At 71.4% G+C, this 22467-nt stretch carries 15 protein-coding genes; 5 read left to right on the forward strand and 10 right to left on the reverse strand.

The genetic code is table 11. The annotated features are described in order from the left end of the window. Positions 1-183: 183 nt before the first annotated feature. Positions 184-2745 carry an alpha/beta fold hydrolase gene (locus WMF17_RS33285; RefSeq protein WP_437597269.1) on the forward strand — a complete coding sequence of 854 codons (2562 nt, stop codon included), beginning with the start codon at positions 184-186 and terminating at the stop codon, positions 2743-2745. A 312-nt stretch (positions 2746-3057) separates the two neighbouring features. Continuing rightward, a complete protein-coding gene (locus tag WMF17_RS33290) occupies positions 3058-4896 on the forward strand; it encodes a hypothetical protein (RefSeq protein ID WP_437645032.1) in 1839 nt (612 codons plus the stop codon). A 125-nt stretch (positions 4897-5021) separates the two neighbouring features. On the opposite strand, the gene WMF17_RS33295 is transcribed toward WMF17_RS33290, so the two are convergent. After that, complete coding sequence (locus WMF17_RS33295) at positions 5022-5846, reverse strand: OmpA family protein (protein WP_437597271.1); 825 nt, start codon at positions 5844-5846, stop codon at positions 5022-5024. A 348-nt stretch (positions 5847-6194) separates the two neighbouring features. Between WMF17_RS33295 and WMF17_RS33300 the strand changes: the two genes are divergently transcribed. Then, complete coding sequence (locus tag WMF17_RS33300) at positions 6195-7211, forward strand: isocitrate/isopropylmalate dehydrogenase family protein (protein ID WP_437645034.1); 1017 nt, start codon at positions 6195-6197, stop codon at positions 7209-7211. Between the two features lie 25 nt (positions 7212-7236). Then, on the forward strand, positions 7237-8073 hold the full coding sequence (locus WMF17_RS33305; RefSeq protein ID WP_437645036.1) for a hypothetical protein: 837 nt from the start codon (positions 7237-7239) through the stop codon (positions 8071-8073). Between the two features lie 9 nt (positions 8074-8082). Here WMF17_RS33305 and WMF17_RS33310 read toward each other — a convergent pair whose 3' ends face one another. From WMF17_RS33310 to WMF17_RS33340, 7 genes are all read right to left on the reverse strand, one after another. After that, positions 8083-8838, reverse strand: a complete 756-nt coding sequence (locus tag WMF17_RS33310) for a hypothetical protein (RefSeq protein ID WP_437645037.1) — start codon at positions 8836-8838, stop codon at positions 8083-8085. Next, positions 8835-9674 carry a Smr/MutS family protein gene (locus WMF17_RS33315; RefSeq protein WP_437645039.1) on the reverse strand — a complete coding sequence of 280 codons (840 nt, stop codon included), beginning with the start codon at positions 9672-9674 and terminating at the stop codon, positions 8835-8837. The genes WMF17_RS33310 and WMF17_RS33315 overlap by 4 nt, the downstream gene beginning before the upstream one ends. Then, entirely contained in the window at positions 9586-9963 is a 378-nt protein-coding gene (locus WMF17_RS33320) for a hypothetical protein (RefSeq protein ID WP_437645040.1), read from the reverse strand. The genes WMF17_RS33315 and WMF17_RS33320 overlap by 89 nt, the downstream gene beginning before the upstream one ends. A gap of 261 nt (positions 9964-10224) precedes the next feature. After that, entirely contained in the window at positions 10225-10605 is a 381-nt protein-coding gene (locus tag WMF17_RS33325; protein WP_437645042.1) for a hypothetical protein, read from the reverse strand. A gap of 104 nt (positions 10606-10709) precedes the next feature. Next, positions 10710-11948, reverse strand: a complete 1239-nt coding sequence (locus WMF17_RS33330) for a serine hydrolase domain-containing protein (RefSeq protein ID WP_437645044.1) — start codon at positions 11946-11948, stop codon at positions 10710-10712. Positions 11949-12228: 280 nt separating this feature from the next. After that, a complete protein-coding gene (locus WMF17_RS33335) occupies positions 12229-13590 on the reverse strand; it encodes a hypothetical protein (protein ID WP_437645046.1) in 1362 nt (453 codons plus the stop codon). Positions 13591-13600: 10 nt separating this feature from the next. Beyond that, positions 13601-15883 (reverse strand): type VI secretion system Vgr family protein, encoded by a 2283-nt coding sequence (locus tag WMF17_RS33340; RefSeq protein ID WP_437651424.1) that lies wholly within the window; start codon positions 15881-15883, stop codon positions 13601-13603. Positions 15884-16303: 420 nt separating this feature from the next. Between WMF17_RS33340 and WMF17_RS33345 the strand changes: the two genes are divergently transcribed. Further along, positions 16304-17848, forward strand: a complete 1545-nt coding sequence (locus tag WMF17_RS33345; protein ID WP_437643636.1) for an ISKra4 family transposase — start codon at positions 16304-16306, stop codon at positions 17846-17848. A gap of 139 nt (positions 17849-17987) precedes the next feature. Here WMF17_RS33345 and WMF17_RS33350 read toward each other — a convergent pair whose 3' ends face one another. Beyond that, a complete protein-coding gene (locus WMF17_RS33350; protein ID WP_437645048.1) occupies positions 17988-18446 on the reverse strand; it encodes a hypothetical protein in 459 nt (152 codons plus the stop codon). Positions 18447-18450: 4 nt separating this feature from the next. Further along, positions 18451-22410, reverse strand: a complete 3960-nt coding sequence (locus tag WMF17_RS33355) for a DUF6531 domain-containing protein (RefSeq protein ID WP_437645050.1) — start codon at positions 22408-22410, stop codon at positions 18451-18453. Positions 22411-22467: the final 57 nt, after the last annotated feature.

Here is a 22467-nt window from a genome sequence, read left to right on the forward strand (position 1 = left end):
CCCTCCCTGACGTGCGCTCCGCCAGCGCGATCCAGGGCCGGTCCGCGCCGCGCGTCGACACGGCGCGGCCGGGACAGACGGGCTCCGTCGCTCGACGGCAGCGGCGCGGCGCGGCAGAGGCCGCGCGGCCATTGCGCAGACCACGGCGCGCATGGAGAATGCCGCTCCGGAGAACCGCAGCAGATGAGCCCGTGCCCGTCCGAAGACGCCCTGGCCGCCTGGCTCGAGGGCAACCTCCCGCACGAGGCCGCGGAGGAGGTCCGCGGGCACGTGGACGGCTGCGCTGACTGCCGCGCCCTGATCGCGGTGCCCTCGAGCGAGAGCGACGTCGGCGCGGCGCTCCTCCCCACCACGCAGCGGTGCTCCGCCGAGGAGGAGCCGCCGCCGTCGTCCTCGGAGCCGTGGGCGCCGCCCTCCGCCTTCGGCGACTACCGCGTGATCAGGCCGCTCGGCCGCGGGGGCATGGGGCAGGTGTACCTCGCCCACGACGAGGTCCTCGACCGGCCCGTCGCGCTCAAGTTCGTCGCCGCGGACAACCCCGATCCGAAGACCATCGAGCGGCTGCGCGTCGAGGCCCGCGCGATCGCGCGCCTCCAGCACCCCAACGTCGTCGCCGTCTTCCGGATCGGCGAGGTGCGCGGGCGGCCGTACATCGCCTACGAGTTCGTCGAGGGCGAGCCGCTCGAGCTGCTCTCGAAGCCGGTCCCGTGGCCGGCCGCGCTGCGCATCGCGCTCGGCCTCGCGCGCGGGCTCGCCGCGGCGCACCGGCGGGGCGTCCTGCACCGCGACATCAAGCCGGCGAACGTGATGCTCGACGCGAGCGGCGAGGTGAAGCTGCTCGACTTCGGGCTCGCCAAGCTCGTCGACCAGCCCGCCGAAGGCGGCCTCGGCGCGGGCCGGCGCCCCGCGCCGGGGGTCCCCGCCGCGCCCGCGCGCTGGGCGCCCGCGGACGCATCGGCGGTGACGACCGCCATCCCCGTGGAGGCCCGCGCGTTCGGCGCGCTGGAGACCGTCGGCCTGACCGACGGCGGCATGATGATGGGCACGCCGCTCTACCTCGCGCCGGAGCTCTGGACCGGGACCGCCGGCACGCTCCACTCCGACGTCTACGCGCTCGGGCTGGTCCTCTACGAGCTGTGCGTGGGCCGGCTGCCCCACGCGGGGCTCGACGTGCACGCCATCGCCAGCTGGGTGACGGCGCGGGCGCTCCCGCCGCTGCGCTCGCTCTGCCCCGACATCCCGGAGATGCTCGCGGCGGTCATCGATCGCTGCGTCCTGCGCGAGCCCGGGGCGCGCTTCGCGTCGGCCGAGGAGGTGCAGGCCGCGCTCGAGGAGACCGAGGCGCTCTGCCGGGCGTTCCAGATCGTGCGCTCCGGGCCTGCGAGCGCGGGGGCGCGGGAGACGGACGCGGACGTCGTCAGCGCCTCCTTCGCGCGCCTCGCGCCGCGCGCCGAGGAGCTCGTGACGCGCTTCTACGAGCGGCTCTTCTCGGGCGAGCCGGCGCTCCGGGCGCTGTTCCCGTCGGACATGCGCGAGCAGCGGCTCAAGCTCGCCGCGGCCCTGCAGCTCGTGATCGCCAACCTGCGCGCGCCCGACAAGCTGGTCGAGATGCTCGAGGCGCTCGGCCGCCGCCACGCGTCCTACGCCGCGCTGCCGGAGCACTTCGACGCCGTGGGCCGGGCGCTGCTCGAGGCGCTCGAGGAGCTGGAGGGCGACGCGTGGGCGCCCGCGACCGCGCGGGCGTGGGCGGGCGCGTACGCGCAGCTCGCCGAGGCGATGCGGCGCGGGCTCGAGGTCGCGCGGGAGGCGGCCGTCTCCTCCACGCGGGCGCCGGCGCAGCTGCGCGCGGCGGAGACCCGGTTCGCCACGAGCGCGGACGCGAGCCTGGCCTACAGGGCCGTGGGCGACGGGCCGCTCGATCTGGTGCTCGTCCAGGGGTGGGTGACGCACGTGGAGGCCGCGTGGGAGGACGCGCGCATGTCCCGGTTCTTCGCCGAGCTCGGCGCGGGGGCGCGGCTCATCGTGCTCGATCAGCGCGGCACCGGCATGAGCGAGCGCGAGGGCGCCGGCGCGCCTGCCGAGCAGCAGGCGGAGGATCTGCTCGCCGTGCTGGACGCGGCCGGCGTGGAGCGGGCGGCGCTCCTCGGCGTCGGCGGCGGCTTCGCGCCGTGCGCGCTGCTCGCGGCGGCGCACCCGGCGCGGGCGCGCGCGCTTGTCGCGCTCGGGAGCGCGGCGCAGATGGCGGCCTGGCCCGGGTGCCTCTTCGGCCTCGCGGGCGACGGCGTCGAGGAGGCCGAGCGCGCGCTGCGGAGCGGCTGGGGCGAGCCGCTCTTCCTCGATCGCCTCGCCCCCTCGGCCGCGCAGGACGGCGCGTTCCGGCGCTCCTGGGCCGCGTACCTGCGCCACGGCGCGAGCCCGAGCGGGGCGGCGCGCATGCTCCGGGCCCACGCGGCGGCCGACATCCGGTCCGCGCTGGGCCAGGTGAGCGCCCCGTCGCTTGTGCTGCACCGGGCCGGCGACCGGGCCGTCCCCGCGGCGGCCGGGCGCGATCTCGCCGGCCGCCTCCGCGGCGCGCGCTACGTCGAGCTGCCGGGCGACGATCACCTGCCCTTCGTGGGCGCGTCGCGGCCGCTGCTCGCCGCGCTGCGGGCCTTCCTCGACGCGGAGGCCGCCGGGGGGAGCCCCGTCTCGAGCCTCGTGCCCGCCGCGGCGCTCGACACGGCCGGCGCGGCCTCAGGCGGTTGACGCGCTGTCCCGAGCACGTCGTGAGTCGCTGGACGGCCGCCGGCCGCGCGCCGCGGAGTTCGTGTGGGGGATACCCCGCTCGCACGACGCGCCACCGGGCCGGCGCTCGCGCCCGCTCAACGAGCGCTCACGCTTGCTCAACGAGTGTTCGAGCGCATTTGAGCGCCTCGCGGAGCGCTCGAGTTCAGCGCGCGGCGCTGCTGTCTCCGGTTTTGCCCGACGCCACTTGAGAGATCTCCTTATCTAACTATCTTGTTATTCAAATAGGGTATCCGCCTTGCCGCTGCAGGAATGGCCCGCTAACTTGAATAGATGATCCTGTGGACACGCGCATTGACCTGTGGCTGCGCCGTGATCGGCGCGCTCGCGAGCGCTTGCTCCGGGACGGAGCCGAGCGTCGCCGCCGCAGCGTCGGGCGCGGCGGGGGCCGGTGGTGAAGGCGGCGCCGAGAGCGCGGGCGACGGCGGCGCCGAGAGCGCGGGCGACGGCGGCGCCGAGGGCGCGGGCGACGGCGGCGCCGAGAGCGCGGGCGACGGCGGCGCCGAGGGCGCGGGCGGGGAGGCGGGCGGCGCGGGCTGCCCTCCCGGCGAGGAAAGCTGCCCGTGCGGGCCTCTGGATGGGTGCGACGGCGAGCTCCGCTGCGTGGACGGCGTGTGTATCTCGGGCTGTGCCTGCACCGATGGATACGCGATGGTCGAGGGCGAGTGCGTCTGGCAGGGCGGCCCGCTGGATCCCTCGTTCCAGAGCGCGGACACCTGGAGCACCACGGGCGCTGCGCTCGTCCACCCCGAGGCCGAGGGCAACGGCAACCCGGGTGCCGGTGTCATCGGGAGAGACGCGGTGTGCCAGATGGCGGGCTTCACTCAGCAGCTCACGATGCCGGACCTCGCGTGCGCCGAGCCGCTGCTCCTCACGTTCGCCGCGCGCATCGGGTGCGACGCCGCGATGGACTGCCTCGGCCCCCCGGGCGTCGGGGTCCGCATCAACGGGGGTTTCAGCAACCTCGATCTCATGCCCTCTTCGTCCTTCGCCCCGCAGCGCGTGTGCCTGGGGGAGCGCGCCTATGGCGGGCCGATCGAGCTGCTCCTCGGGCCGTCCCGGAGGTCTCCCCTGTGCGATGAGGCGGCCGGGCAGGGCTATACGCTGGCCTTCGATGACGTCGCGATTCGGCCGGATGAGATGAGCGAATGTCCCCTGCCGGGCCAGGTGCTGAACGGCGACTTCGAGGGAGGCGCCGCCGGCTGGACGGCCACGCCGGAGAACGGTGTTTCCGGGATCATGAGCGGCCTGGGCCAGGGCGGCGGCAAGGGCGGGCATATCGGCACCACGCTGTTCTGCCAGTATCCCTCGCTCGAGGGCGCGGCCTCGGCGCCGTTGCCCTCCGCCGCGCTGCCGAACCCGGCGCTCCGCATCTGGAGCCAGGGCAGCCCGGGCGCGGTCGTCAACGTGACGCTGAGCACGCACCAGCTCACAACCCTGTCGGGCACGGGCGAGGCGCAGGTCGCGCATGTCTGCTTGCCCCGGTGGGCGCTCGGCATGGCGCACCGGCTCGCCTTCACGTATCGGAACCGGAACAGCCAGCCGTGCACGGCCGAGAACAAGCGCGATTTCACGGTGGATGACCTCGCCTTCGTCTCTGACGATCGCTGCCCCGGCGACACACCGCTCTTCGACCCCGGCTTCGAGAACGCCAGCGCCGGCGCGAGCCTCTCGCCGACATGGGTCCTGACCGCGGACGATCCCGCGCGCGGCAGCGCAAAGCTCGCCGTCGACGCGGCGACCGCCCACTCCGGCGATGTCGCCCTCTCGCTCTCCGTGAAGAAGCCGTGCCGGGAGCCCTCGGCCTCCACCGTGTTCACGGTGCCCGAGCCCGAGGCGACGGCCGGCCCGGCGCTGAAGTTCTGGTACCGCACGAGCCACCTCCGCGAGGCGACCGCCTCCTCGACCCCGGGCGCCACCCTGCCTGCCAGTGAGCGCTGGGTGCAACAGACGATCTGCCTGGATCCGCGCACGGCGGGCAGACCCCAGCACCTCTCCTTCAAGATAGGAGCCAGCGGCGTCTGCGATGAGCCGCTCGACCATGAGACCTTGCACGTCGACGACGTCGAGGCGACGACCGACGCCTCCTGCCCGGCCGCGCCGCTCCCCTGAGCTGCGGAGCCCCCGCGTCATGAGCGCCAGGGGCAGCCGCGCGCCTGGCGGCCGAGACGCCGCTCGGCGCCGCGCTCTCCCTGCGGCGCGCGCTCTCCCTGCGGCGCGCGCCGCGCGATCCCGGGCTACTGCGTGATCGCCTTGAGGTCGAGCATCTCCTCGACGCTCGGGACCACGATGAGATCGCACCGGCGGTTCTTGCGCCGCCCCTCGTCCGTGTCGTTCGTCGCGACCGGGTCGGTCTCCGCGAAGCCCGCGGCGCTCCATTTCGCGACCGGGAGCGCGCCGCCGCCGCCCTTCACGTCGGGCGGGCTGACGAGGAACAGCAGCACCTCGCGGGCGCGCATCAGCGACAGGCCCCAGTTGTCGCGGAACTGGCCGCCCGCCAGCGGCTTGTTGTCCGTGTGGCCGGCGACCTGGTAGTCGCGCTGGAGCAGCGACTTGTCGTTCGTGATGACCGTCGCCACCTTGAGGAGGATCTCCTTACCCTCCTTCTTCAGCGACTCGCGCCCGGAGTCGAAGAGGACGTCCCCCGGCAGCGAGATGACCATCCGGTTGTTCCGGATGTTCACCGCCAGGCCGAGCTTCGTGAGCTCGTCCAGCTTCTTCCTGAGCGTCTCGAACCGCGCCTTGATCTGCTCCAGCTGGCGGGCGCGCGCCTTGAACTCGGCGAGCGCCTTCTCGCGCTCCTCGAGCGTCGAGCTCAGCTGCGACACCTGCGTGCTCGTCGCCTGGAGGTTCTCGCTCAGCTTGCCGATGTCGACGCCGGCCGCCTCGAGCTGCCTCGTCAGCTCCGCGATCTTCGCCTGGGCGGCCTCGAGCTCCTGCTGCGTCTGGGCGAGGCGGCCTTCCGTGGTCTGGTGCTGGCCCTGAAGGCGGTTGTACTTGTCGAGCTGGGCCTTCCACTCCTCCTCGGAGTAGCCGCACCCCAGCGAGGACGACGCGATCACGACAGGCAGGAAGGCCGCGAAAGCGGTTCGGCGACCTTTCAAGACACGAGGGTGCATGAGCACGCTCCTTCAATCTAGTTGGTGAACATGAGCGGGGGCCGGTGGCCCGGCCCGCGCCCGGTTCCGGGTGACAGCGGCCCGTCAGGCCGTGCGGGGGCGTACCCTAGCGAGGTCGCGCGCGGTTGTAAAAGGGCGCATCGCACCACGTTGCCCTCCCGCGCGCTTCCCCGGCGCCGCGCCTCTCTCTACCGGCGCGAACCGGCGCGCGGCGCGCGGCGCGCGTGCGCCCTCGCGCTCGAGCTCGCTTGCCCATTGTTCCCGCCCGCGCACCTGCTAAGGGGACGGCCCATGGCCTATCGCATCACGCTGATCCCCGGCGACGGCATCGGTCCGGAGGTCGTGAACGCGACTCAGGATGTGATCTCCGCCGCCGGCGTCACCGTCGACTGGGAGATCCACCACGCGGGCATCGAGGTCGCGAAGCTGACGGGCTCGCCGCTCCCCCTCCCCGTCCTCGACGCCGTGCGGAAGAACCGGATCGCCCTGAAGGGCCCGGTGACCACGCCGATCGGGGGCGGGTTCCGGTCGGTCAACGTGACGCTCCGGCAGACGCTCGACCTCTACGCGAACGTGCGGCCCATCCGCAGCCTGCCGGGCGTCGAGCCGCGGTTCGACGTCGACATGGTCATCGTGCGCGAGAACACCGAGGGGCTCTACGCCGGGCTCGAGCTCATGATCCTGCCCGGCGTGGCCCAGAGCATCAAGCTCACGACCGAGCGCAGCTCGACCCGCATCGCCGAGTTCGCGTTCCAGTACGCGAAGCAGCACGGCCGGAGCAAGGTGACGATCGTCCACAAGGCGAACATCATGAAGCTCTCCGACGGCCTCGCGCTCGACTGCGCGCGGCGCGTCGCCGTCAAGCACCCCGAGGTCCACCTCGGCGAGATGATCGTCGACGCGGCGGCCATGACGATGGTCCGCGATCCGAACAAGCTCGGGGTGCTCGTGACGGAGAACCTGTACGGCGATATCCTCTCGGATCTCGGCGCCGGCCTCGTCGGCGGGCTCGGGATCGTGCCCGGCGCGAACATCGGCGACGAGGCCGCGGTCTTCGAGGCGGTGCACGGGTCGGCGCCGGACATCGCGGGCAAGGGCTACGCGAACCCGACGGCGCTCGTGCAGAGCGCCGTGATGATGCTGCGGCACCTCGGCGAGCACGAGGCAGGCGACCGGATCGAGCGGGCGCTCACCTCGGTCTACCGGGCAGGCCAGGTGCGCACACGCGACCTCGGCGGCACCGCGAGCACCGACGACTTCACCCGGGCGCTCTGCGCCGAGATCGAAAGGCCTCGCGCGGAAGCGTAGCGCCAGGCATCCTGATCCTGCGGACGTGGGATCTGCCTGGACGTGGCTGCTCGAGCGGTGCGCCGAGGTCGTCGGCGCGACGGACGGTGCTGCCCGCTCGGCGGGCGGCGTCGCGAGGCGACGGCGTCGCCTGGTGCTCGTTCTCCTGCTCTCGCTCCTCGTCGCGGCGAGCTGCTTCCTCGGCGAGCTCTGGGGCGCGAAGGGCCTGCTCCCTGCGGTCGCGCTCTTCCTGCTCGCGGTGCAGGCCTCGCGCGCCGTCCTCGACGCGCGCGCGTCGCTGTGGCGCGCCGCCGCCCTCGATCTCGACGACCCCGCGCAGCGGCCGAGCGGGTGCGCGGATCCGTGGTTCTCACCGCCGACGGCGAGGGTCCTGCGCGCGCTGGCTGCCGTGGTCGACGCCGCGCGCCGCGAGCGGTACGCGCTCGCGCTGGAGCGGCTGCCGTCCGTGGATCGGGCCGCGCTCCGGCCCGACGAGGCGCGGCTGCTCGAGGCGGCGCGGGCGCTGCTCTCGCTCGGCCTCGGCGATCCGGCGCGCGCGGCGCAGCAGGCGATCGTCGCGCTGCCCACGGGGATCGACGCCATCGACGCGCGGCTCGGCCGCGTGGTGCTCGCCGACGCCTGGAAGAGCCCCGCGCGGCTCGAGGCGATCGATCACGCGTGGCGGAGGGAGCTCCAGAGCGGCGTGACGTCCGAGGCGCTGGAGCGCCTCCTGTCGCTGTCGCGGCTGCGCTTCGTGCCGCACGCGGTGGAGGCGCTCAAGCCCGCCGAGGCGCGCGAGCTGTCGGCCGAAGCGTGGTCGATCGGCGAGGAGGAGCTCGCCGCGGCGCTCGAGTCCCGCGCCCGCGGGGGCGTCTACCGCTGAGCCTGGGGTTCAGGGCGGCGGCTCGCGCGGCACGGCGGGCGCCATCTCGCGCACGAGGCGGAGGCCGCCGAGCGAGATCTCGACCACGGCGGCGAGCCGCTCGGCGACGAGCCGCTCGGCGGAGGGCCCCGCGGCGCGCGTCTCGGCGATGAAGGCGAAGCAGCGCCGGCCGGAGCCGCCGAAGGCGACCGCGAAGCCGTCGAGCGGCGCGCCGGGCGGGGCGTCGGCGACGCCGATCGCCACGACGGTGTCGAAGCCCTCGGGCACGTCGATCCGGCGCTCCACGGCGGTGAGGCGGAGGTCGGGGCGCGGCAGGTCGCGCCAGAGCCGCGCGCGCGCCTCGCACGCGGCGCGGCTCGCGCGGCCGTCCGCGCGCCAGGTGCGCACGAGCAGCGACGTCGACGACGCGGCGTGGGTCGCGACGAGCCAGGGGCCTCCGCCGTCCTCGACGCGGAAGCCGCGCGCGTCGGGCAACGGAAGCCGGAGATCGAAGCGCTCGGAGCGGTACTCGCCGAGCTCGCCGTCGCCGAGCGTCGACGGCGGCGGGGGCGGCGCGGGCCTCGGCGGCGGCGACGGCGCCGCGGCCGGGGCCGGCGCGCACGCGGGCAGCAGGGCGAGCAGCGCGGCGGCGGGCAAGAGACCGCGGCGCATCGCGCGCGCGGCCGGCACGAGGCCGCGGCAGACCGCGCGCACGGCGCGCAGCAGGGTGCAGCGCGGCGCGTGCCGCGGCGCCTCGGTGGGCTCGGCGCGCGCCTTCGGCATCATCGCGCGAGCAGCACGAGCACGGCGCCGGCGCCGCCCTCGACGTCCGGGGCCGTCGTGAACGCGGCGACGTGGCGGGCGACGCGGCCGTTGCCGAGCCAGGCGGCGATCTCGCCGCGGAGCACGGCGTGCCCGCCGGGCGAGTGGTTGCCCTTGCCGTGCACGATGGCGACGACGCGGTCGCCGTCGCGCTGGCGCTTGCAGACGAAGGCCTCGACGGCCTCGCGCGCCGCCTCGAGCCTCAGGCCGTGCAGATCGAGGGTGCCGTCGACGGCGTAGCGGGCGCGGCGGAGCCGCCTGAGCTCGCGCGGATCGACGTCGAGGCGCCTGCCTTCGATGCGCTCGCTGTCGTCCGTGGTCTCGAACTTGATGCCCTCGATGACGAGCGAGCGCATGCGCGAGCGCGCCTCCTCGTCCGGATCGGCGACGATCGTCGGGGGCGCGGCGCGCTCGACGCGGCTCGCGGTGATCGGGATCCGGTTCGCGCGGTCCTCGAGCACGCGGACGCCTGCCATGTAGATGGCGAAGGTCTCGGGGTCGACGGGCCGCGGCGCCGGCTCGGCGCCTGTCCGTGCCGCCGCGCCGGCGCCCGGCACCGCGGCCGCCTTCGCCCTGGCCTTCGCTTCGGGCGCCGCGGCCGCCCTGGCCTTCGCTTCGGGCGCCGCGGCCGCCCTGCCCTTCGCTTCGGGCGCCGCGGCCGGCTTGGGCTTCGTCAGCTGCCGGAGCGTGGCGAACGGCTGGTAGAACGCCTCACTCGCCTTGCGTGCCGCCGCCTTCGCGGCTCGCGCCGGGCTGGCCGCCGATTTCGGATCTCTCTCGCGCTTCGCGCCCTTCGCCATCCCCCAGAACATCGCTCGCGAGACCGCGGAGCGCAAACCGTACGGCCTCGATGCCGGCGAGCTGCCCGTCCTCGAAGTGCCAGTCGGGGTCGTCGAGGCCGGGAAAGTCGTGCGGGTTGCGGATGTCCTCGGCCGTGAGGGTGGGGATGATGCGCCGCGCGAGATCGATGACCTTGCCCCGCTGCGCCTCCTCCATGGCGGCGAGGAGCTCGAAAACGCGATGGAAGAGCTCGGCGGGCGAGTGGACGGCCTGCGGGGCGCCGGAGCCGGCGGCGTCGGGAGAGCGCATCGGGCGCAGGATACCTCATCCGACCGGAGCCGCCGCGCGCTCGGACGCCGGCGAGCCGGCGGCGCGGGAGGGCCCTGCCGCGCCGGCGACGCCGCTCACCCCGCTCACGGCGCGCCGCCCTTCTCCTGCGGAGCGGCCGGGGGCCTGCGCTGCCGGACGAGCTTCGCCTCGTAGATCAGGTTCCACGCTGGCCGCGTGCCGTCGCGGTATTCCTGCATCGAGGGGAGGTCACAGATCTCCACCCGGGCGACCACGCTCTCGTCAGCGACGGTCTCGGAGGTTCACGGCCGGCGTGGGGAGGTCTCCTGCCGGCGTTGCCTCGGACCGCCCGTGGTCATGCCCGTACGGATGGAAGGGACCGTGGGGCCCGAACGGCCTGTGCGGCCGGAAGTGCCCATACGGCCGGAAGGGCCTGTGCGGGATGAATGGCCTGTACGGCCGGAAGTCCCCATAGGGCCGGAAGGGCCGGTGATACGGGAGATCGTCCGGGGGGATCCTGGCGTCGGCGAGCGCCGGGCTCGTCGTCTCCTCGACGATCACGAGATCCTGGATGGGGATCGTGTCCTCCGCTGCAGCGAGCTGCACGGCGCCGAGCGCGAGCCCGAACAGCGCCAGCGCACCGAGCGCTTTCACCAGCTTCATCGCGGACTCCTTTCACGATGGGAGCGGCTTGCCGGGTGTCACCCCATGCAGGCTGCGTCCAGGGTGATGCAAGCGCGAGGCCCGTTCACGGCGGACCGCTCGGCTCAGGGGGTCGCGAGGACGCGCGACAGGTCGTCGACGACCCGGCCGACGTCAGCTCCCTCGAGGTTGACGAGCACGGTGATAGAAGCATCGCTGTCGATCGCGTAATAGGACGACGACGTGAATCCCCAGATACCGCCGTCGTGTCCGTGCTGGACGCCGAGCGGGGATTCGCGGCGGGACAGCCCGAGGCCGTACCCGTTGACCTGGCCGGGCGGCGTATCGACCCAGGTGGTCATCTCCGCGAGCTCGTCGGGGCGGAGCAGCGTGCCGTCGAGCAGCTTGCGGTAGAAGCGCGCGAGATCGCTCGAGGTCGAGACCAGCGCGCCCGCCGCGCCGGCCGCGGACGCGTGGAGCGCGGAGGTCATCTCGACGAGCTCCCCTCGGCTTCGCCCGTAGCCGTGCACGAGGCCGGGGAGGGCCGCCTCGGCGCCGTCGAGGTAGGAATGCGCGAGCCCCGCCGGCTCGAGGACGCGGGTGCGGAGCAGCTCGCCGATGGGCTCTCCCGAGGCCGCTTCGACGAGCAGGCCGGCGATGATGTAGTTCGTGTTGGAGTAGGCGAAGCCCTGCCCCGGCTCGAAATACGGCGGCCTCGACGCGGCGAGCTCGATGAGCTCCGCGGGCGTCCACGTGTGCGTCGGATCCTCGAGCGCCGCGGTCCAGAACTCGTCCATCCCGGTGTAATCGAAGATACCGCTCGTGTGGTTCAGGATCTGTCGCACGGAGATCTGCTCGCCGCGGGGGATGCCGTCCAGGTACGTGGAGACCGAGTCGTCGAGCGACAGCAGGCCTTCCGCGCGGAGCATCAGCGCCAGCGTGGCGACGAAGGACTTCGTGATGCTCCCTGCGCGGAAGAGATCTCCGGGCTGGACGGCCACGTCGGCCTCTGCGTCTGCCACCCCAGCGGCGCCGAGCCAGCTGCACCCGCCGATGGCGACGGCGGCGGCCGCGCCGGGGAGCCTCTGGGCGGCCACGGCCGCGTCGAGCGCTCCCTGGAGCTCGGCCGAGAGGGTGTCGCACGCCGCGTCCGGCGCGCCGCCTGCGCCCCCGGGCTCAGCGCCGCCTGCGCCCCCGGGCTCAGCGCCGCCTGCGCCGACGCTCCCGACTCCGTCGCTCCCGCCGCCGTCGTCGGGTGATTCGGTCACCCCGTCGAGCGGTGCGGCCGAGGAGCTGCTGCACCCCGTGAACAGGACGATGCCGGCGCAAGCAAAGAATGCTGTTCGCCGAAGAACACGGCTCATCGATAGATCTCCAGGTTCCCCCCCACGAGGACCACTGCTGCGCTCCGCCGCGTTGCTCCCGAGAGGCTCTCAGGGCTGCCCCGCGGAGGGCGCGCATCAAGACGCGAGAGATCCGATCGTGTCAACCAGCGCGCACGGCGGGAGTGCTCTCGCCTACACGATTGCCAGTCAAATCAGCCGTGCTCGGCGCTGGTGGAGTAGGCCGTGCTACTTCGGCGTGCGGCCCAAGGAGGCTGACGTGACCTTCACAGCCCTGGAACCAGCAACGCTCCGGGGAGCCTCACCTCGATGAACGCGCTCCGACGTGGGAGTCTTCTCCTACCGAGACTTCCTTGCCCCTCGTGCCGAGCTGCAGCACACGCTGCTCCGTGGCGAGCGCCTCCGCCGGCCGTCCAGCCGCCCGCAGCAGCTCCGCGAGCGACACCCCCACGGCAGCATACGAGGTCGTCCTCCGGGCGCCGGCGTCGAGCGACTCGGCGAACGCGAGCGCGTCCTCCCACGTCCGCTTGGCCAGCGCGGGCTGGCCTTCCAGGCGCGAGCACTCGCCGTGCATGCGCATCGCCTCGAGCACGAGCGCTGGGGCCTCCTCGCCCAGGCGCGCGGCCTGCGCGTACGCTTCGCGCGCTTCAGCCAGGCGCTTCGCCGCGAGGAGGACGCCCGCCTCGCCGAGCGCCGCGTGGGACCCGAGCAGCCGGTGCCCGGCGGCGAGGGCGAGCGCCTTGCCCTGACGAAACGCGGCCAGCGCGGCGCGCGGATCGCCTGCCGCGGTCGCGGCGCTCCCCAGCGCGATCGACGCTGCGGCTTCCTCCTGCCCGAGGCCGCTCAGGTGGCAGAGCATGCGCGCGGCCCGCAGCTTGCGAACCGCCAGCTTGAAGGCGCCGTCCTGCATCGCCTTGCCGCCGTCGAGCAGGAGCCGGCGCAAGGAAGCTCCGGCGTCTTCCGAGGCGATCCTCCGGCCGAGGGCCCGCTCCACCGCGTCCTTCTGCTGGGGAGCCAGCTTCGGCTGAGGCTCCCTGGATGCTGGTGCCCCATCGCCGCCGATCTGCTTCAAGGAATCGAGGAGCGCGGCCTGATCGATCTCGAACCTGGCGCTGCCGGGAAGCAGCGTGTCGAGATCGCCGCCGGGCACCTCGAGCACGGCGAGGCGCAGCGTGCTCCCGTTCGACGCCGTCGCGAGGCGCGCGATCAGATCGCGGTACGCCGCTGCATGCTCGACGCGGGCGGGAGCGAGCACCACGACGAGCCCGGCGAGCACACCGGCCGCGGTCCGCCCGGCTTCCATGAGGCGCCGCCGCAGCGCGGCTTCGTCGATGGGTCTTCTCGACGGAGGGAGCGGCGGGAACGCCACCCCATCTTCCGCGAGCCCCTCTCGGAGCGCGGCGAGGTCTCGTTCGAGCCGCTCGGCGACCGCCTCGACGTAAGCCGCTTCCCCGGTGAAGGGCGCCTCGACCACCACGAAGGGGTGCCGGTTGTCCGGCTGCCACTCCATCCACCGGAGCGTCTTCAGCCAGTCTCTCCGATCTGCCGGGCCTGTCCTGACACGCAGCGCTCTCGGCCCGCTCCGCTCGTGACCGGGCGGCGGAGACCAGAACGCCTGCCATTCTCTCCGGAAACGTTGCGCCGCGAGCGTGATCGGGTCCACGGCGGCTCCCTCAGTTCACCTTCACGACGCTGCCCGTGATATCCACGGTGCCCCCGGCGATCTTGATCGCGCCTCCGGTGATCTCGACGCCTCCCGCGGAGATCTTGATCGCGCTGCCCCCGCCCGAGAGCACGATCTCGCCTGCCGCCGTCGCTGTGATGATCGCGCCCTGAAGGGTGACCGGTCCGGTCGCCACGGCGCTCAGCACGGTGGAGTTGATCCCTGCCACGGTGGTCGCGTTGATCGTGGTGACCGTGCTGTTGATGGTCATCATCGTCGCATTGACCGTCTCCACCGGCGTGTTCAGCGTGTGCCGCGCCGCCGCGTTCACGGTCATCGGGGACGTCACCGAGAGGTCCAAGGTCGCGCCGATCGTCTCCGTCTTCGCGGCGGTCACGGTGACCGTTTGGGGCCCGTTCACCGTGTACGTCTCCGGGCCGGTGCTCACCTCGTGCGGGCCGGTCACCGTGAGCTTGCGGTCCGCGGTCACGGTCATCTCTTGTCCGCTCGTGATCGTGAGGGTCTGGCGCCCGCCGACGGTGATGCGCTCGTCTCCGTCCACCGCATCCTCGTTCTTGCCGCCCACGTGGGCCATTCGGTTCGATCCCGTCTCCTCGGTGCGGTTCACCTTCACGGTCGAGGTCGAGTCGTTGGTCACCGTCTCGCTGCGGTCGTGGCCGACGTCGGTGTTCATGTCCTTGCCGGCCGAGAGCTTGATCTGCTCCTTGCCGGCGGTGTCGTCGAACGACAGCTCGTTGTGCGTCTTGCCGCCCGGGCTCGACATCGACTTGAAGGTGCTCACGGTCGCCGCGCCTTTGCCCGCAGCGGGCGGCTTCTGCACCCCGTTATAGACGCGCCCTGTGACGAGGGGCCGATCTGGATCGCCGTCGATGAACTCGACGACGACCTCGGTCCCCACGCGCGGGTGGAGGACCGCGCCGCCGCCCGCCCCGGCGAAGCTCTGGCTGACGCGGACCCAGGAGCTCGCTGGCTCCTTCCGGTGCCGTTCCACCTCGGTGTCCCAGTGAAACTTCAGCCGCACGCACCCGTTCTCGTTGCCCGCGGGTCCTCCCACGTGGATCTCGGCGCCGCGCGCGCTCGGCTCGTCCACGACGAGCGCGGTCTGGGAGCCGTGGATCCGCGGCTTCTGCGTGCGCCGCGCGGGCCGGAACCTCGACTCTTCCGCGCGTCCGGCGACGCCGCGGCGCGCGCACTCCACACGCGCCCAGAACGGCGCGCCGTCCGGGGTGCCGGGGTCCCTTCGCACGCCGAAGCCGCCCGCGAGCTCGCCCTCGGCGGCGCCGCGCAGCTCGGCGCGGGTGACGAGGTACTCGCCGTCGTAGCGGTCCACCGGGTGATCCATCGCGAAGACGGTGCCCGCGCCGAGGAGCCGGCAGGCCCCTTCGGCCGTGGCGAAGCGCGCCTCGGTCTGGAGCCGCTCCAGCAGCGCCCGCGCGATCGGCTTGCCTTGTTTGGGCGCGTCGGCGTACCGGCCGGGGTACGCCGCAACGAAGAGATCGCCGTCGCCGGCGCTCGCCTCGGCGGCCATGTCGAGGTTCGGCTTCTCCCAGTTGTAGTCCGTCAGCCTGACGCGCGTGGGGCGCAGGCGGCTGCCGAGCCGGACGTTGTCCAGGTGGCGGCCCTTGGTGTGCGGCGTGAGCGGCTCGAACGGGGAGAGCTTGAAGCGCCCCTCGTCGCTGTCGGACAGCACCAGCACGACGGCGCGGTCGGTGTGCTCGAAGTGGTAGGTGATGCCGTCTTCTTCGAGCAGGCGGGCGACGAAATCGAAGTCGCTCTCCTCGTACTGCACGCAGTAGGGTCGCGCGTTCGGGTCGTCGAGCCGCCCCGGGTCGCGGATGCGGAAGGCGAACGTCTCGCTGGGCGCCACGAAAGGGTCGGCTGGTTCGGCTGCCCCTGGCGGCGGATCTCCGGGCTGCATCCGCGGATCGCCGGTGAGGACCGCGTGCACGATCTGGCGTGTCGTCTTGCTCAGGAAGATGCGGCTCCGGCGGCGGTGCATGGCGCGGACCAGCGGCGGCATGAGCACGACCTCGTAAGTCATGCCGAGGACCGAGGGGCCCAGCTCGACCGCCTCGACGATAAGGCCGTGGACGTAGCGGAGCAGCGGCTCGACGCCGGTCAGGATCCGCAGGGTCGCGAGCTTGCCGATGAGGTCCGCCGGATCGACCTCATCGTCCTGCCCGCGAGCCTGCAGGGTAATCCGCGCCTGGTACGGCGTGCTCAGGGCCTCTTCGATGACGAAGCCAACGACGTGAAGGTGGCTCCACGACAGGCCGCCGCCGTCCCAGTGGAACGTGAAATCATTTGGGTGTAGATCCTTGGCGACGACAAAAGTCCGTGCGCTTTCATGGTGTTGCGCCGAAGGCGCGGTCCCTGGGACCGCGCCCCTATCACATCGACGCAGACGCCCGTCGACGTAGCCGGTGGACTTGGCCCCCCTGCGACGTTGATGCCGTGCACTTATCCGCCGGCCCAAGCGCGAAGCCGCAGCCCAGGTTCGGCCGCGAGAGGTGAAAGAATCCGGGCGCGGGCGAGGCCACATTCGACGGATTGACGATCGTATACTTCGCCACAGGTGATAATTCCGGGCGCGAAAATGCAACGCGTTGAAATTCCACGAATCTGACGTATCCATGGCCTCTGCAAGAGGCCGGTCCCGACAGGCAGGTTGGACCGGCAGGAGGACTTGGTCGTGAGCGCCGCGTACGCCGTTGCAGCAGGTCAGGACCCTTTCGAGAGCGCCCGGGAGCAGGCAGAAGCCATGGAGAAGCATCTTCGGTCATCCGAGTCGATGGAGAGCACGCATGCCGAGCTGGAGGGGTTCGTCGTCGACGAGGGGCGCGAGTACCAGCGGCGGCTCCTCCAGGCCCACCTCGAGCTTCGGGCCGAGCGCGAAAGGCCCGTGGAGGTCAAGGGCGCGGACGGCGTTCAGCGCAAGCATCGACGTCTCAGCAGCAGAGCGCTCATGTCGGTCGTCGGAGAGGTCGATGTGCCACGCGCGGCCTATCAGGCGCCGGGCGTCCCCGGTCTTCATCCGATGGATGCGGCGCTGAGCCTCCCGGACGAGCTCTACTCGCACAGCGTCCGTCGCTACGTCGCCGAGAGCGCCGCCCGCAGCTCGTTCGATGAGGTCGTTGAGGGATTGAGAAAATCGACCGGCGCCGCGGTGCCGAAGCGCCAGGTGGAGGAGCTCGCGGAGCGCGCCGCGCAGGACTTCGATGCGTTCTACTCCACCCGCGCCGTCGAAGTCGAGGACACTCAGGCGCTGCTGGTACTCAGCTTCGACGGCAAGGGGATCGCGATGCGGCGCGAAGACCTCCGACCTGCGACGCGGAAGGCTGCGGAAGCGGGGAAACACAAGCTCACGAAGCGCCTCGCCAAGGGCGAGAAGCGCAACCGGAAGCGAATGGCCGAGGTCGCCACCCTCTACACGATAGACCCCTGGGTCCGCACGCCTGACGACATCGTGAACGACTTGCGCCCTGTGCATGACGTCGCCGCGCAACGGCCGCGGCCGGTGAACAAACGGGTCTGGGCGAGCGTGGAGAAGTCATCGCGAGAGGTGATCTCGGCGGCGTTTGCTGAAGGCCTGCGTCGCGATCCGGAACGCCTTCGGCGGTGGGTGGTGCTGGTCGACGGCAACAAGGACCAGATCACCCTGGTCAAGCGCGCCGCGAAGAAGGCATGCGTCGAGATCACAATAGTCCTCGATATCATCCACGTGCTTGAATATCTCTGGAAGGCCGCGCACTGCTTCTTCGCCGACGGGACCAAGGAGGTCGAGCAGTGGGTGACGTGCCGGCTGCACGAGCTGCTCGCGGGGCGCACGGCCGGAGCCATTGCCAGCACCATCCGGCGCCATGCCAGCAGCCGCGTGGTGGACATGGGGACAGCGGTGACGCTCGATACCTGCATCGGCTACCTCGTGAAGCATCGGACGCTCTTGCACTACGATCGCGCGCTCGCAGCGGGGCTGCCCATCGCCACGGGGGTGATCGAGGGCGCATGCCGCCATCTCGTCAAGGATCGCATGGACCGCACCGGGGCTCGCTGGTCGCTCCAAGGCGCAGAGGCGGTGCTGCGCCTCCGCTCGCTGCGCTCGAGCGGCGACTTCGAAGCCTACTGGGCGTTCCACCTGCAGCAGGAGCATGACCGAACGCACCGTGCACGTTATGCAGGAGGCGATGTCCCCTCACCGCTGCCGCCGCCTCGACCCAAACTGCGCCGGGTGAAATGAGCAAAACGCCCTCGTTCCAGAAGAGCCGCACCCAAATCATTTTGTTGCAGCACCATCAATCACAGCCTCTCTGGCATACATATTTCGCGCGCACGTCCGACCACGATCACATCTCGCACGGCATGCAACGCCTCACAAACTATGGGTAAAGCATAACTAGCTTCTCGTGCAAGCGATCCAGCTCATCGCTTGGGAAACGGTACCGCCAGCCGGGAGCACCGGCAGCCATTCGCGACTCCAACTCTCTCAACCCTCGCCAAAAGCTCAACAGAACCTTGCTCTTGACAACCAGCACGTCCAACGCCACCACCAACGTCACACCAGAGCCTCGACGAATGAGCCGCGTGCGCACGAGCCCATTTTCCATTTCAAATAGCAGTCGACACTCGGTTGCCTCTGCGGAAATTGCCACACCCGCACAGTCGTGTCCACAAGCGAGCGCATCGAGTGTCCACACGAGCTCAGCAATCCAGTCCGCAGGCGTGTCCGAACCCTCAAAATCAACAGCGTCATCATCAGCGATAAGGGTTCCCCTCAACCAGCCGTGACGCGGCGCCCCAAAGCGGAGCCGCATACGATTCACGAGTCGCGGGATCATCGCGTCACTTGCATCCGATGCGTGACTTCGTTGGATACGCAGTCTCAAGCATACCCGTCTCCTTGTTGAACCACATTTCGATCCGGCCGGACCATAGCCTACTCGACACGTATGCCTCGTATTTGATTCGATCTCCCTGCGTCTGTAGCTTTTTCCTGAGCTCCCATGCCTCGTTCACAACCTGCATAATCTCATTTTTACCTAAGGAGCCAAATATACCATTGTTTCCACGAATTTTTTCTGGGCTTCCAATCCAGTGCCCCTCAAAAATATGCCCCCAATCCGTGCCGCGCCTCGCGGGGCCACGAAATACGAGACCGAGAGGATCGATCCAACAGTTCGGGTCTGCAACATATCCGTACTGTGAAACACCATTACGAAGACCGATAGGGTCTTGACTTATATATCTCCCACCCTCCGGGTCGTAGTACCTGAACCTGTTGTAATACAGCCCCGTCTCCGGATCCTCGTACTGCCCCGGATACCTCCACGGACACTCCGTCTTTTTCCCAGCGAGCTCTTCGCGCGGCACCCCGTACAAATCGAGCTGCGCCTTCCACGCCACCTGCCCCGCCTCGGTCATGAGCATCGCAGGGGTGCCGAGGTGGTCAGTGACCACGCTGTACCGCTGCCTCCCCTCGAACTTGGCCACCGGCGCGAACGCCCCCGGCTCGAAGATCCACGTCACCAGAGGCTCCAGCGTCCCATCCGTCCTCCGGACGCGCTCGTGCACGAGGTCGTCCCCATCCCAGACGTACTCGGTGACGGCCCCGTCGAACTCCTTCCGCACGCGCCTCCCCAGCGCATCGTAAGCGAACGCCACCGTCTTGCCGTCCGGCCGCTCGACCTCCCGCAACCTACCCGTCGGATCCCAGCGGTAGGTCCACCGGCTCCCATCGGCGAGCCGCTTCTCGATCAGGTTCCCCGCCCCGTCATACCGGTACTCGGTCCCGCCCGCCCGCAGCAGCACGCCCCCGCGCCCGTAACTCCGGTCATCCCGATCCGGGCTCCGGAACAGGTTGCTCACCGCGTCGCTCTGCCGGTGCTGCGTCGTCCCGTCCGGGAACAGCGCCGCGATCAGGTGCCCCCGCGGATCGTGCGTGAACCGCGTCGCGCCCTTCCGCGTGTCGATGAGCGCCGCGATCTGCTCCGGCCCCTCCCACTGGTACCCGACGCGCATCACGTCGGTCCCCGGGCTCGCCGCCTTCGCCCCGGCGAGCACCTGCCGCAGCGCCGGCCTCCCCAACGCGTCGCGCTTCCACGTCGCGACCACCCCTCCCGGCAGCCGCCGCGCGAGCTCCAGCCCGAGCGGGTCGCGCTCGATCTTCATCTCCCAGTCCGGCATCTCGAGCAGCGGTAACCGCAAGCTCACGATCGCCGGCGAGAGCAGCCGCGCGCTCGGCCCTGCCCGCACGCCGGCCAGCTCCCCCGCCTTGTTCCACACGTACTCGGCGCGGTGCCCCAGATCCGTCTGCCGCTCGACCCGCAAGCCCGCGTCGTCGTACCGGCTCTCCACCTCGTACCGTGTCTCGCCCACCTCGTGCCGCTCGCGGACCACCTGCCCCAGCGCATCGCGCTCCAGGCCCACCTTCACGTCACCCGACCGGGCGCCCACGAGCTCGCCCAGCGCGCTGTACGCGAACGTCTCCTCCAGCGGCGCGCCCCCGCCCAGCGGCGCGCGCAGCGTCCTCCGCGTGATCCTCCCGAGCGCGTCGCGCTCGATCTGCGTCACGCCGTAGTCCGGCCCCAGCACACGCAGCGTCCGCCCGGCCTTGTCGTACAGGTACCGGTGCCTGCGCCCGTCAAAGCCGATCTCCGCCTCCACGCGCCCCGCCCGATCCAGCTCGAACCGGTACTGCTCGCCGTGCTGGTTCTCCACCGCGACGAGGTCCTCCTCCTTGTCGTAGTGCAGCCGCACCGTGTGCTTCATCGGATCGGTGTGCTCCACGAGCCGGTTCATGCCGGCGTACCGCATCGCCACCCGCCGCCCCTGCGCGTCCACCTGCTCGACGACGTTCCCCTCGGCGTCCCGCGCCATCGACAGCCGCTCTCCGTCTGCGCGCTCCAGGTACGTGATGCGCCCCAGCTTGTCCCGTGCGGCGCGCGACACCCGCCCCCCCGCATCGACGACCTTCACGAGCCGCCCCCGCGTGTCGTGCTCGAACCGCGTCGTCCGCCCTTCCCCGTCGGTCATCTCGGCGAGGTCGTGCCGCGGAGTCCAGCGCATCCGCGCCCGCCGCCCCGCCGAGTCGTCCAGGCCCACCAGCCGCCCCTGCTCGTCGTGCGCGTACCACGTCATGGCCCCCGCCGGGTTGCGCGCCCACACCGGCCTGCCGCGCGCGTCGTACCCAGCAGCCCATTCGCCGCCCGCCGCGTCGACGAGCCGCACGAGCTGGTCCTCGCGATCGTACTCCATCCGCGTCTCGGTCCCGAGCGGATCGCGGTGCAGCACGCAGCTCCCCCGCGCGTCATACACCCACGCGTTCTTGCTCCCGAGCCCGTCGGTCTCCGACGTCTTCCGGCAGTACGCATCCCACGTGTACTCCGTCACGGCGCCCATCGGATCCACCATCCTGTCGACGAGCCCGAGCGCATTGCCCCAGTACTGGGTGATCCCACCGCGCCCGTCCTCGACCGACGTGAAGTGCCGGTGCTCGTCGTACGTGATGCGGCGATCGTAGATGCCCCCGTCCCCCCAGGTGCGCACGCACCAGCCCTCCGGGTGGTACCAGCTCCACGCGAAGTGAAACGAGAGCCCGCCCTTGTGGGTCTCCTTCACCATCACCCCGCCGCGGTACTCGTACCGCAGCGCATGCCCCAGCGGGTCCGTCGCGGCCGACAACCGACCTTCGGCATCGAAGCTGTAGCGGACGAGCGGCTCGCCCTCGAAGTACACCCCCTCCATGCGCCCTTCCCGCGTCCAGCGCACCTCGAGCGCGCGGCCCGCCGTGTCGAGGATCTCGCGCAGGAACCCGCGCTCGTACTTCAGCACGACCGCATTCCCCGACCGATCGACGAGCCGCGACAGCACGAACCGCCGCGCCCCCGAGGCCTTCGTGAACACCGCGCACACCCCGTCCGCGCTGCGCTTCTCGTATCCGCCGTCCGTGCGCGTCAGCGTGTACCGGTCCTCGCCGTCCCAGTCCGAGGCCCCAGCGCGCAGCGGCGGGTGCTCCTTCGGCCGTCCGTCCGCGAGCCGCAGCACGACGCCGCTCGCCGTCTCCTCCACGCTCTCCTCGAACGGATGGCTCCACCCGGGGCCGAGCGCCCCCTCCTCCATCTGGCGGCTGCGGTAGTTGCGCTCCCACACGATCGGGATCATCCCCGGCAGCTCGAAGTCGACCGCCTCCGCGATCAGCTCGCCGGTCATCACATCCACCGGGTGCCCTGTCAAAAAGCAGATCACCTTGCTGCGCCACGAGCCCTTCGTCGCTCCCGTGAGCGCGTGCAGCTTGTTCGACACCCACTTCGTGCGGATCGCCTGTGTCGCCGCCGCCGCGAAGTCCACCGCCTCGGGTCCGCCGATCAGCACCGGCGCGCCCATCGGCACGGCGAGGCAGACGCTCGTCGGCAGGTTGATCGGGAAGTTGCAGCTCATCACGACGGATGCCGTCCGGCTCTGGCTCGACCCCTCGAAGTCCACCGTCTTCGAGCCCGTGATCAACGTGCCGTCGTTGCCAGGAATATCGTTCGGCGCGAAGGACACGCCCGGCGGCGTGGGGAAATGGGGCACCCCCTTCACCTCGGTGCCCGTGTTCCCGACGCGCATGCCGTTGACGCGCACCGCGCCCCCTCCGCCGAAGACAGCCCCGATCACGGCGCTCATCGCCGCGCCCATCGGATCGAACACCACGCCGATGAACGGGTGCGGCAGCGGCGTCGGCACAGGGCCGGCGGGAGTCGGCACCATCACCATGTGAAGGTCGATGCCGAGGACGGGATCACCCCACTTCGCTGCGATCATTCTTGAACCTCTCCGGCTGCTCTCTCAAGCTCGATGCCGCCCGGTAACACCGCGACA

It is taken from the genome of Sorangium sp. So ce362, from assembly GCF_051519845.1.
Lineage (GTDB): Bacteria > Myxococcota_A > Polyangia > Polyangiales > Polyangiaceae > Sorangium.

Excerpts from the sequence above, each read along its gene's own strand:
- WMF17_RS33285 (WP_437597269.1), top strand. The coding sequence starts at position 184 with ATGAGCCCGTGCCCGTCCGAAGACGCCCTGGCCGCCTGGCTCGAGGGC.
- WMF17_RS33290 (WP_437645032.1), top strand. The coding sequence starts at position 3,058 with ATGATCCTGTGGACACGCGCATTGACCTGTGGCTGCGCCGTGATCGGC.
- WMF17_RS33300 (WP_437645034.1), top strand. The coding sequence starts at position 6,195 with ATGGCCTATCGCATCACGCTGATCCCCGGCGACGGCATCGGTCCGGAG.
- WMF17_RS33310 (WP_437645037.1), bottom strand. The coding sequence starts at position 8,838 with ATGATGCCGAAGGCGCGCGCCGAGCCCACCGAGGCGCCGCGGCACGCG.
- WMF17_RS33315 (WP_437645039.1), bottom strand. The coding sequence starts at position 9,674 with ATGGCGAAGGGCGCGAAGCGCGAGAGAGATCCGAAATCGGCGGCCAGC.
- WMF17_RS33320 (WP_437645040.1), bottom strand. The coding sequence starts at position 9,963 with ATGCGCTCTCCCGACGCCGCCGGCTCCGGCGCCCCGCAGGCCGTCCAC.
- WMF17_RS33325 (WP_437645042.1), bottom strand. The coding sequence starts at position 10,605 with ATGAAGCTGGTGAAAGCGCTCGGTGCGCTGGCGCTGTTCGGGCTCGCG.
- WMF17_RS33330 (WP_437645044.1), bottom strand. The coding sequence starts at position 11,948 with ATGAGCCGTGTTCTTCGGCGAACAGCATTCTTTGCTTGCGCCGGCATC.
- WMF17_RS33350 (WP_437645048.1), bottom strand. The coding sequence starts at position 18,446 with ATGATCCCGCGACTCGTGAATCGTATGCGGCTCCGCTTTGGGGCGCCG.
- WMF17_RS33355 (WP_437645050.1), bottom strand. The coding sequence starts at position 22,410 with ATGATCGCAGCGAAGTGGGGTGATCCCGTCCTCGGCATCGACCTTCAC.